This is a genomic window from Siccirubricoccus soli (assembly GCF_024178315.1).
In the GTDB taxonomy this organism is placed as follows: Bacteria; Pseudomonadota; Alphaproteobacteria; order Acetobacterales; family Acetobacteraceae; genus Siccirubricoccus; species Siccirubricoccus soli.
Map to the genome: position 1 here is coordinate 1 of NZ_JAMZIK010000069.1, position 10,323 is coordinate 10,323.

11 protein-coding genes are annotated in these 10,323 nt (G+C 72.4%); 10 read left to right on the top strand and 1 reads right to left on the bottom strand.

The annotated features are described in order from the left end of the window. The 9 genes from NJ376_RS11530 to serS all read left to right on the top strand — a co-directional run. The coding region (locus NJ376_RS11530; protein WP_252953412.1) for an SPOR domain-containing protein at positions 1 to 384 on the top strand (384 nt) is incomplete at its 5' end. Between the two features lie 6 nt (positions 385 to 390). Beyond that, a complete protein-coding gene (gene nagZ, locus NJ376_RS11535) occupies positions 391 to 1,386 on the top strand; it encodes a beta-N-acetylhexosaminidase (protein WP_252953413.1) in 996 nt (331 codons plus the stop codon). After that, positions 1,386 to 2,093: a site-2 protease family protein gene (locus tag NJ376_RS11540; RefSeq protein ID WP_252953414.1), complete on the top strand. Its 708-nt coding sequence runs from the start codon at positions 1,386 to 1,388 to the stop codon at positions 2,091 to 2,093. Before nagZ ends, NJ376_RS11540 begins: the two co-directional genes overlap by 1 nt. Beyond that, positions 2,090 to 2,854, top strand: coding sequence for a segregation and condensation protein A (locus tag NJ376_RS11545; RefSeq protein ID WP_252953415.1), 765 nt, complete (start codon positions 2,090 to 2,092; stop codon positions 2,852 to 2,854). Before NJ376_RS11540 ends, NJ376_RS11545 begins: the two co-directional genes overlap by 4 nt. Beyond that, entirely contained in the window at positions 2,838 to 4,196 is a 1,359-nt protein-coding gene (scpB, locus tag NJ376_RS11550; RefSeq protein WP_252953416.1) for an SMC-Scp complex subunit ScpB, read from the top strand. Before NJ376_RS11545 ends, scpB begins: the two co-directional genes overlap by 17 nt. 65 nt (positions 4,197 to 4,261) lie before the next feature. After that, positions 4,262 to 5,326, top strand: coding sequence for an ABC transporter ATP-binding protein (locus tag NJ376_RS11555; RefSeq protein ID WP_252953417.1), 1,065 nt, complete (start codon positions 4,262 to 4,264; stop codon positions 5,324 to 5,326). 87 nt (positions 5,327 to 5,413) lie between these two features. Next, positions 5,414 to 5,971 carry a Sec-independent protein translocase protein TatB gene (gene tatB / locus NJ376_RS11560; protein ID WP_252953418.1) on the top strand — a complete coding sequence of 186 codons (558 nt, stop codon included), beginning with the start codon at positions 5,414 to 5,416 and terminating at the stop codon, positions 5,969 to 5,971. A gap of 12 nt (positions 5,972 to 5,983) precedes the next feature. Further along, positions 5,984 to 6,784, top strand: coding sequence for a twin-arginine translocase subunit TatC (gene tatC / locus NJ376_RS11565; RefSeq protein ID WP_456309260.1), 801 nt, complete (start codon positions 5,984 to 5,986; stop codon positions 6,782 to 6,784). Between the two features lie 171 nt (positions 6,785 to 6,955). Then, the gene (serS, locus tag NJ376_RS11570; RefSeq protein ID WP_252953419.1) at positions 6,956 to 8,218 is read left to right on the top strand and encodes a serine--tRNA ligase; all 1,263 of its coding nucleotides are present in this window, start codon (positions 6,956 to 6,958) and stop codon (positions 8,216 to 8,218) included. Between the two features lie 121 nt (positions 8,219 to 8,339). Here the strand turns inward: serS and NJ376_RS11575 are convergent, their stop codons facing one another. Next, a complete protein-coding gene (locus tag NJ376_RS11575; protein ID WP_252953420.1) occupies positions 8,340 to 9,506 on the bottom strand; it encodes an acyl-CoA dehydrogenase family protein in 1,167 nt (388 codons plus the stop codon). A 187-nt stretch (positions 9,507 to 9,693) separates the two neighbouring features. On the opposite strand from NJ376_RS11575, the gene NJ376_RS11580 reads away from it, so the two are divergent. Continuing rightward, positions 9,694 to 10,323, top strand: a 630-nt coding sequence (locus NJ376_RS11580; protein WP_252953421.1) for a beta-ketoacyl-[acyl-carrier-protein] synthase family protein, incomplete at its 3' end; no start/stop codon positions are given.

Genomic DNA, 10,323 nt, shown 5'->3' on the forward strand with positions numbered 1-10,323 from the left:
GCCGCGCCGGCGCCGCAGGCCTCCGCCCTGGTCGCGCCCAGCCTGCCGCCGCCCATCGCCGCGCCCGCGACTCCGCCGGCCGCGCCGCCTGCTGTCGCGCCCGTCGCCGCGCCGGCCATCGCCCCGGTCGCCCAGGGCCGGGCCGTGGTCCAGCTCGGCGCCCTGGCCTCGGAGGAAGCGGCCCGGGCGGAATGGGAGAGGCTCTCCCGCCGCGTGCCGGAGCTCGCCGCCTTCCAGCCCCGCATCATCCGCTTCGATCGGGGGGAGGGGCTGACCCCGTTCTATCGCCTGCGCACCGGCGGTCTGGCCGATGCCGCCGCCGCCCGCGCGCTCTGCGAGATCGTCCGCGCCAAGGGCGGTGCCTGCAACCCGGTTGGCGGCTGAGGCGGCATGGAACGGCCGCGCGCCGCCATCATCGGCCTCTCCGGCCAAGCGTTGACGCCAGGGGAGGTGGCGCTGCTGCGCGCCACCCCGCCGCTCGGCATCATCCTCTTCGCCCGCAACATCGCGGCGCCGGCGCAGCTTCGCGCCCTCACGGCCAGCATCCAGGAATTGCTGGGCGAGCAGGCGCCGATCCTGGTGGACCAGGAGGGCGGCCGGGTCGCCCGGCTGCGCCCGCCGCACTGGCCCGCCTTCCCGCCCGCCGCCAGCTTCGAGGGGGGGGCGGCCGAGGCCGCGGAGGCCAATGCCGCCCTGCTTGGCCTGACCTGCCGGCAGGAGGGTTTCGACGTGGTCTGCGCCCCGGTGCTCGATCTGCGCCTGCCGGGTCAGCACGACATCATCGGCGACCGCGCCTTCTCCGCCGATCCGGCGGAGGTCGCCCGGCTCGGCCGCGCCTTTGTCCAGGGGCTGCAATCCGCCGGCTGCATCCCGGTCATCAAGCACCTGCCCGGGCATGGCAGGGCGATGGCCGACAGCCATCTGGAACTCCCCCGCGTCGCCGCCAGCCGGGATGAGCTGGCGGCGGATTGCGCCCCCTTCCAGGCGCTTGCCGGCAGCGGCGCCTGGGCGATGACGGCGCATATCCTCTACCCGGCATTCGACCCGGATCTGCCCGCCACCCTTTCGCCGGGCGTGGTGGGGCAGGTGATCCGCGGCGCCATTGGCTTCGATGGCGTGCTGGTCAGCGACGATCTCTGCATGCGGGCCTTGCAGGGCCAGCCGGGGGCGCTGGCCTGCCAAGCCATCCACGCCGGCTGCGACCTGGTGCTGCACTGCAATGGCGAGACCGACGAGGCCGCCGCGCTGCTGGCGGCATGCCCCGCCCTGTCCGAGGCCGCCGAGCGGCGGCTGGCGCAGGCCCGGGCGCGGATGCAGCAGCGCCGCCGGCTGCTCGACCCCGCCGCGCTGGAGGCGGCGCGCGCGGGCCGTCCCGCGGCCGCCTGATGTTCGATCCCGGCTGGCTGCCGGAGCTGCTGGCCGCGGTGCTGGCCTCCGTCATCGCCATCACCCTGCATGAGGCGGCGCATGGCTATGCCGCCCTCGGCCTCGGCGATCCCACGGCGCGGGAGGCGGGGCGGCTCAGCCTGAACCCGCTGCGGCATGTCGATAGGGTGGGCACCATCCTGGTGCCCGGTGTGCTGCTGCTCGGCCAGCTTCTCACCCTCGGCCGGGTGGAATTCATGTTCGGCTGGGCCAAGCCGGTGCCGGTGGATGTCACCCGGCTGCGCCACCCGCTGCAGGGGATGATGCTGGTGGCGGCGGCGGGGCCGGCGATGAATTTCTTCCTCGCCTGGCTGGCGGCGGTGCTGCTGCATGTCACCTGGCTGCTGGGTGATTTCGGGTCCGGCGACTCGGTGGGGTGGGGCTATCGGTTCCTCGCCCTGTCCATCCTCGCCAATCTGGTGCTCGGCCTGTTCAACCTGCTGCCCATCCCGCCGCTCGATGGCGGCCGCATCCTCGCCGGGCTGCTGCCGGTGCGCCTCGCGCTCGGCTTCCTGCAGCTCGAGCGTTACGGCATCCTCATCGTGCTGTTCGTGGTCTTCCTGCTGCCGCGGCTGATGCCGGGCTACGACCCGGTGGGCTGGACGCTGCGCCATGTGGTCGCTGGCGCCTTCGACCTGGTGCTGCGCCTGGCGGGGCATGGCGCATGAGCCAGCCCACGCTGCACCTGCAATTGGAGGGGTTCGAGGGGCCGCTGGACCTGCTGCTGGACCTCGCCCGGGCGCAGAAGGTGGATATCGCCAGGATCTCCATCCTGGCCCTGGTGGACCAGTATCTGGCGGTGGTGGAGCAGGCGCGCGCGGTGCGGTTGGAGCTGGCGGCCGACTGGCTGGTGATGGCCGCTTGGCTCGCCTGGCTGAAATCGCGCCTGCTGGTGCCGGAGGAGCAGGTGGAGGGGGAGGACCCCGAAGCCCTCGCCGCCGCCCTGACCGACCGGCTGGCGGAGCTGGAGCGGATGCGGGCCGCGGCCAAATGGCTCGGCCTGCGGGAGCAGCTGGGGCAGGAGGTCTTCGCCCGCGGCGCGCCGGAATCCCTCACCCAGCAGGACCGCAGCGGGATTTCGGCCGATTTGCCGGCGCTGCTGCAGGCCTATGCCGCGGCACGGCGCCGGGCGCTGGCGCGGCGGCCCTATACGCCGAAGGCGCGGAAGCTCTGGACAGTGCAGGATGCGCTGGCGCGGCTCTCCCGCCTCGTCGGGGCCTTGCCGGGCTGGGCGGTGCTGGCGCAATTCCTGCCGGAGGGGCTGCTGGACCCGGTGGAGCGCAGGGCGGCGCTGGCGAGCACCCTGGTGGCGGCGCTGGAGACGGCCCGGGGCGGCACCATCGAGCTGCGGCAGGAGCGGGATTTCAGCCCCATCCTGCTGCGCCGCCGGGCGGAGGATGAGGCGGAGCGACATGAACGAGCTGCCTGACCGGCCGGGGCCGGAGGAATCGCCGGCCGAGGCTGCGCCGGAGGCGGTGGCGGCCGAGGATCGCAGGGCGCCGGAGGGCGAGGCGGCCGTCCGGAAGGCGGCACTGCCCGAGGCCGAGGCGAGGAGCGACGCGCCGCCGGCGCTGATGGAGGCCGAGGACGAGGCCGAGGACCGAGAGGCGGACGCCCTGGAGCCGTCGGCGCCGGAAGGGGCTGGTCCCGCCGAGGGCCTGGAGGCGGGCGTCCCGGAGCTTCCGGTCCAGGATGGCGAGGTGGTCGGGCCCGCCCGGGCACCGGCGGATGATCCAGGCGCCGGCGCCGAGGACGCTTTGCCATCCGATGTGGCGGCAGCTGAGTCGCCCGATGTCGTGGCGAGACGCCCAGAGGCGGGCGCCTTGGAACCGCTGGCGCCGGACGCGGAGACGGTGGCGGAAGAGGCCGGGACGGCAGGGCAGGGGGCGCAGCAGTCGGAGCCGGTGATGGAGGCCGGCACCGAGCCGGGGTCCGCGGAGTCGGCGCCCGAGGAACCGCCGGAACCTGCCGCGGCTGAGGCTGAACGCGACAGGACCGCGGTATCCGACGCTCGAGCGGGTGCCGACCTGACAACCCCGCCGGAGGCCGCGCCCATCCGCGCCGAGCAGGCCGAAGGCGATGCTGCCCTCGGCGCCGAGGCTGCCGCCCAGTCGCCGATCCAGGCAGCCGGGGAGGCGGCAGGTCCGGCGGCTCTTGAGGCAGCCGCCGCCCCGTCCACCGACCCCGAAGCGGCGGCGCCCGCCGAAGCCGCGCCCGCCGACCCGGCGGTGTTCGAACATGCGCTCCGCATCGCCGAGGCGCTGATCTTTGCCAGCGACCGTCCCATCGCCCCTGCCCGGCTGCAGCAGGCCCTGCCCGCCGGCATCGCCGCCGGCCCGGTGCTGACCGCCCTGCAGGCCCGCTGCGCCGACCGCCCGGTGCAGCTCGTCGAGGTGGCGGGCGGCTTCGCCTTCCGCACCGCGCCGGAACTCGCCCCCGCCATCACCCGGGTGGTGGAGGTGCCGCGCCGCCTGCCGCGCGCCGCCATGGAGACGCTGGCCATCATCGCCTACCACCAGCCGGTGACCCGGGCGGAGGTGGAGGAGATCCGCGGCGCCAGCCTCTCCCAGTCCACTCTCGAATCGCTGCTGGAGATGGGGCTGATCGCCCCGCGCGGGCGGAAGGAGGTGCCGGGGCGGCCCTCCCTCTGGGGCACCACGCCGCGCTTCCTGGAGCAATTCGGGCTCAAGGCCCTGTCCGACCTGCCGCGGCGCGAGGAGCTGGTGAACGAACCGGGCGCGCCGCTGCTGGCGCCGGCGGCGGGCGGCTGACGCCCGCCCCGGCCCAGGGGCCCCTGGCTCCCGCGCCGCGGCGCGGGCGGCTATAGGCTGCCGGCATGAGCCTTCGTCTTTCCGGCCTCCGCCACGCCTATGGCAAGCGGGAGGTGCTGCGCGGCATCGACCTCGAGGTCGGGCGTGGCGAGATCCTCTGCCTGCTCGGCCCCTCCGGCGATGGCAAGACCACCCTGCTGCGGCTGGTGGCGGGGCTGGAGCCGCTGCAGGCCGGGCGGATCGAGCTCGGCGGCCAGGTGGTGGCGGAGCCGGGGCGCGAGGTGCCGCCGGAGCAGCGCCATGTCGGCTTCGTCTTCCAGGACTACGCGCTGTTTCCCCATCTGACGGTGGCGGAGAACGTTGCCTTCGGCCTGGCCCGTACGCCGCGCGGAGAGCGCGCCTGGCAGGTGGCGGCGGCGCTGGCGCGCGTCGGGCTGGAAAGCTACGCCAAGGCCTACCCCCATATGCTCTCCGGCGGGCAGCAGCAGCGCGTGGCCCTGGCCCGCGCCCTGGCGCCTCGCCCCCAGGTGGTGCTGCTGGACGAGGCCTTCGCCAGCCTCGACGCCAGGCTGCGCGAGCAGGTGCGGGACGACACGCTGCATGTGCTGCAGAGCGCCGGCATCCCCGCCCTGATCGTCACCCATGATGCGGAGGAGGCGATGTTCCTGGCCGACCGCATCGCCCTGATGCGGGCCGGGGAGGTGGTGCAGGTCGGCACGCCGGAGGAGCTGTACCTGCATCCGGCGGAACCTTTCGTCGCCACCTTTCTCGGCGAGGTGAACCGGGTGCCGGCCCGGGTGCGGGAGGATTGGGCGGAGAGCCCGATCGGCCGCCTGCCGGCGCGGCTGAAGCCGAAGGGCCCGGCCGAGATCCTGCTGCGGCCGGAGGGGCTGCTGGTGCTGCCGGACGGCCCCGGGGAGGGGCAAGGGGAAGGCGTGCCGGCCGAGGTGGAGGCCTGCCGGCTGCTCGGCGCCACCACCCTGGTGCATCTGGCGGTGGCGGATGGCGCCGGCGGGGTGCTGCACTTGCACGCCCGGCTGCCCCCTGGGCTGGCGCTGCATCGCGGCCAGAAGGTGCGGGTCCGGATGGACCCCGAACGCGCCTTCGTATTTCCGCCCGAGGCACCCTAGATTGGCGGGGCGAGGTGTCTCTGCTACGGGAGGCGGCCCTGCGCTGCATGGGCCCCCGCCGGGGGCTTTGGCGCGGCCGGAGAGGGTATGTTCGATCTAGCCTGGTCCGAAATTGCGCTGATCGGGGTGGTGGCGCTGGTCGTCATCGGCCCCAAGGACCTGCCGGAGGCGATCCGCGGCGTCGCGCGCGGCATCGCGAAGCTGCGCCGCATGGCCAGCGAGTTCCAGGGCCAGGCCGATGAGCTGGTGCGCGAGGCGAATCTTGAGGAGGTGCGGAACTCGATCAACGAGATCCGCAACTTCAACATCCGGGGCGAGATCGAGAAGCATGTCGACGCCGATGGGGCGCTGCGGAAGAGCTTCACCGAGGACCCGCTGAAGGACAGCTACGGGCCGCCCGCCTCGAACGCCCCGCCGTTGAGCGAGGTGCCGCCGGCGGCGGTGGAGGCGAGCGCGGCGCCGGACACCGTCACGGCGCCGCCGCCCGCCGCGCCCGCCTTCGTGCCGCCGGCCTTCGTCCCGCCCGCGGCCACGCCGCCGGCGGCCTTTGCCGCCGCCCCCGAGCCGCCCCCGCCGCCGGCCACCCCCGCCTTCGTGCCGCCGGCGCCCGCGCCGGAGCCGGCCCCCCAGACCCCGAAGATCTGAGCACCCACGCCCGTGCCGCGCGACCCCGAAGACACCATCGACGACAAGCCGATGCCGCTGCTCGACCACCTGATGGAGCTGCGCACGCGGCTCCTCTGGTCGGTCGGCGCCTTCGGCATCGCCTTCGCCCTCTGCTACTATTTCTCCGCCCAGATCTACGGCTTCCTGGCGCGGCCGCTGGCGGACATCCTGCAGCAGCAGGGCGGCGGCGAGCGGCGGATGATCTTCACCGCGCTCTACGAGGCCTTCTTCACCTATCTGAAGGTGGCCTTCTTCGGCGCGGTGTTCTTCAGCTTCCCGATGTGGGCGACGCAGCTCTGGCTGTTCGTGGCGCCGGGGCTCTACCGGTCCGAGAAGCGGGCGATCTACCCCTTCCTCATCGCCTCCCCCTTCCTGTTCGTGGCGGGGGCGGCGCTGGCCTACTACTTCATCTTTCCGCTGGCCTGGCACTTCTTCATCAGCTTCGAGACGCCGCCGGGCGAGAGCGCGCTGCCGATCCAGCTCGAGGCGAAGGTCAGCGAGTACCTGACCCTCGTCATGCAGATGATCCTGGCCTTCGGCATCGCCTTCCAGCTGCCGGTGCTGCTGACGCTGCTCTGCCGCGTCGGCATCCTCAGCGTGGAGACGCTGAAGAAGGGGCGCCGCTACGCCATCGTCGGCATGTTCGTGGTGGCGGCGGTACTGACGCCGCCGGACATCATCAGCCAGGTCGGGCTCGCGGTGCCGCTGATCGCGCTCTACGAGGTCTCGATCCTGGCGGCGACGCTGATGGCGCGGAAGGCCAAGGCGGCGGCCGAGAAGGCGAAGAGCTGATGGGGGCGGGGATGCGCGCGGGGCGGCGGCCTCCGGCGGCCGGCCGGGCGCTGCATCCGGCGCTGCGGCAGGTCCGGGGGCGCGGCTCCAGCCGATCCTGACCGGCACGGAGCGTGGGCGAGGACGACGTGGCATAACCGCCCTCGGGCGGCGAGCGGATGGGTTTCGGCGATGCATGACATTCGGGCGATCCGGCAGGATCCGGCGGCCTTTGACGCGGCCATGGCGCGGCGGGGGCTGGCGCCCATCGCGGAGCGCGTGCTGGCCCTGGATGCCGCGCGGCGGGACCAGATCACGAAGCAGCAGGCTGCCCTGACGCGGCGCAACGACCTGGCCAAGCAGATCGGCATGGCGAAGCGCAAGGGCGAGGACAGCACGGCGCTGGAGGCCGAGGCGCGGGCGCTGAAGGAGGCGCTGGACGCCTTCGAGGGGGCGACCGACGAGGTGACGGCGCTGCTCGCCACCCTGCCGAACATCCTCGACCCCGAGGTGCCGGACGGACCGGACGAGACCGCCAATGTCGTGCTGCATCAGCATGGCGAGCCGCCGCGGCCGAATTTCACGCCGCTGCAGCATTTCGAGCTGGGCGAGCGCTTCGGCCAGATGGATTTCGCCAATGCCGCCAAGCTGGCCGGCAGCCGCTTCACCATCCTGCGCGGTCAGCTCGCCCGGCTGGAGCGGGCCCTCGGCCAGTGGATGCTGAACCTGCACACGGAACAGCATGGCTATGCCGAGACCACTGTTCCCTATCTGGTGAATGACGCGACGGTCTATGGCACCGGGCAGCTGCCGAAATTCGAGGACGACCTCTTCAAGACCACCGATGGCCGCTACCTGATCCCGACCGCCGAGGTGCCGCTGACCAACCTGGTGCGGGAGGAGATCGTCCCCGAGGCGGCTCTGCCCTTCCGCCTCACCGCGCTCACGCCCTGCTTCCGCTCCGAAGCCGGCAGCGCCGGGCGGGACACCCGCGGCATGCTGCGCCAGCACCAGTTCCAGAAGGTGGAGATGGTCTCCATCACCCGCCCGCAGGACAGCGATGCGGAGCATGAGCGCATGACGCGCTGTGCCGAGCGCGTCCTGACCGAGCTTGGCCTGGTCTGGCGGCGCGTCTTGCTCTGCTCCGGCGATACCGGCTTCGGCGCCGCCCGGACCTATGATTTGGAGGTCTGGCTGCCCGGTCAGCAGGCCTGGCGGGAGATTTCCTCCTGCTCGAACTGCCGGGATTTCCAGGCGCGGCGGATGAATGCCCGGATGAAGCCGGCGGAGGGCAAGGGCAATGTCGTCCTCCACACGCTGAACGGCAGCGGCGTGGCGGTGGGCCGCGCCCTCATCGCGGTGCTGGAGACGCATCAGCAGGCGGATGGCAGCGTGCTGATCCCGGAGGTGCTGCTTCCCTATATGGGCGGACTGGAACGCATCGCCGCCGCCTGACCCGCCCCGGCTTGCCCGCTGCCTTTCCGCGGCTTTGCCGCGGAAGGCCGTGCGATGCACCGGAAGCACGGCGATTCAGCGGGCCCCCACGACGCCGCGAAGCGGCGTCGTGGGGATATGATCAATAGGATTTCGGCTGGCCCAGCACCCGCTCCGCGATGAAGGAGAGGATGAGCTGCTCCGAGATCGGCGCGATGCGGGTGATCATCACCTCCCGCATCAGCCGCTCCACCACATATTCCTTGGCGTAGCCCATGCCGCCATGGGTCAGCACGGCGCGTTCGCAGGCGGCAAAGCCGGCGCGGCCGCCGAGCAGCTTGGCGGCATTGGCCTCGGCGCCGCAGGGGCGGCCATTGTCGTAAAGCCAGGCGGCCTTCATCGCCATCATCCAGGCGGATTCCAGTGCCGCCCAGCATTCCGCCAGCGGGTGCTGGATCGCCTGGTTCTGCCCGATGGGCCGGCCGAACACCACGCGGTCCCGGGCATAGCGGGCGGCGCGGTCCAGCGCGTCCTGGCCGATCGCCACGGCCTCCGACGCAATGAGGATGCGCTCCGGGTTCAGGCTGTCCAGCACATAGGAGAAGCCGCGGCCTTCCTCGCCGATGCGGTCCTCCTCAGGGATGAAGAGGTCGTCGATGAAGACCATGTTCGAATCGACCGCGGCGCGGCCCATCTTCGGGATGCGCTGCACCTCCACCTTGCTGCGGTCGAGGTCGGTGTAGAAGAGGGTGATGCCCTCGGAGGCGCGGCGCGCCTCCTCCTTCTTCGTGGTGCGCGTCAGCAGCATGATCTTGTTCGCCACTTGGCCGGTGGAGGTCCAGATCTTGCGGCCATTCACCCGGTAGCCGCCCGGCACCTTGGTGGCGAAGGTGGTGATGCTGGTGGTGTCGAGGCCCGCATTCGGCTCGGTGAAGCCGAAGCAGGCCTGGTCCGTGCCGGCGATCAGCGGCGGCAGGAAGCGTGCCTTCTGCTCCGGCGTGCCATGCACCACGATGGGGTGCGGGCCGAACATGTTGATGTGCAGCGCCGAGGCCGCGCCCATGCCGCCGCCATGCCGCGCCACGCTGTGCATGACGAGCGCCGCTTCGGTGACGCCCAGCCCCGCCCCGCCATATTCCTGCGGCATGGTGATGCCGAGCCAGCCGCCCTCCGCCATGGCCCTGTGGAATTCGCGGGGGAAGCGCGCCTCGGCCTCGCAATCCCGCCAGTACTCGTCGCCGAAGCGGCGAACGGTGGCGGTGACGCCCTCGACGATGGCGTCCTGTTCCGGCGTCAGGCCGAAATCCATCTCTTCCTCCCGCTCCTGTCCTGCCAAGGCTGCCTCGGCCCAGGTCATGCGGGCCGCTGGCAGGGGCCGGCAGGATACAGGCCCGCGGCCCGAAGGCGAAGCGGCGGGCCGGCATCGCGGATTGCGCAGCCCTCGTACCGCAGCCTAGCATGCCGGGACCAAAAGGAGGCGCGAGGAAACGGCGCCGATGAGCGAGCGCACGCTGCGCGGCAAGGTGGCCATCGCCGGGGTTGGCGAGAGCACCTATTACAAGCACGGCAAGGCACCGGATGCCGAATTCAAGCTGGCGTTGCAGGCGATCCTTGCCGCCTGCGCCGATGCCGGCGTCGATCCGCGGGAGGTGGACGGATTCGCCTCCTACGGCAATGACCGATCCGACCCGCCGCGGCTGGCGGCGGCCCTCGGCATCCGGGAATTGCGCTTCTCCAACATGCATTGGGGCGGCGGCGGCGGCGGGGTTGCCGCGGCCGTGGCGAATGCCGGGGCGGCGATCCAGGCCGGCATGGCGAATTGCGTCATTGCCTTCCGCTCCCTCGCCCAGGGACAGTTCGCCCGCTACGGCCGCGGCGCGCAGCAGGCCGCGGCGGCGGGGGACGACGCCTTCCTGGCGCCCTATGGGTTGATGTCGCCGGCGCCGCGCTTCGCCATGAAGATCACCCGCTTCATGACCGATCACGGCATCCGGCATGAGGCGCTGCGGGCCATCGCGCTGACCTCCTACTTCCATGCGCAGACCAATCCCCGCGCGGTGATGCAGGGCCGGCCGCTCGACGTCGAGAAATACGAGGCCTCCCGCTGGATCATCGAGCCGTTCCAC

Coding starts and splice junctions, on each gene's coding strand:
- nagZ (WP_252953413.1), top strand. CDS start 391: ATGGAACGGCCGCGCGCCGCCATCATCGGCCTCTCCGGCCAAGCGTTG.
- NJ376_RS11540 (WP_252953414.1), top strand. CDS start 1,386: ATGTTCGATCCCGGCTGGCTGCCGGAGCTGCTGGCCGCGGTGCTGGCC.
- NJ376_RS11545 (WP_252953415.1), top strand. CDS start 2,090: ATGAGCCAGCCCACGCTGCACCTGCAATTGGAGGGGTTCGAGGGGCCG.
- scpB (WP_252953416.1), top strand. CDS start 2,838: ATGAACGAGCTGCCTGACCGGCCGGGGCCGGAGGAATCGCCGGCCGAG.
- NJ376_RS11555 (WP_252953417.1), top strand. CDS start 4,262: ATGAGCCTTCGTCTTTCCGGCCTCCGCCACGCCTATGGCAAGCGGGAG.
- tatB (WP_252953418.1), top strand. CDS start 5,414: ATGTTCGATCTAGCCTGGTCCGAAATTGCGCTGATCGGGGTGGTGGCG.
- serS (WP_252953419.1), top strand. CDS start 6,956: ATGCATGACATTCGGGCGATCCGGCAGGATCCGGCGGCCTTTGACGCG.
- NJ376_RS11575 (WP_252953420.1), bottom strand. CDS start 9,506: ATGGATTTCGGCCTGACGCCGGAACAGGACGCCATCGTCGAGGGCGTC.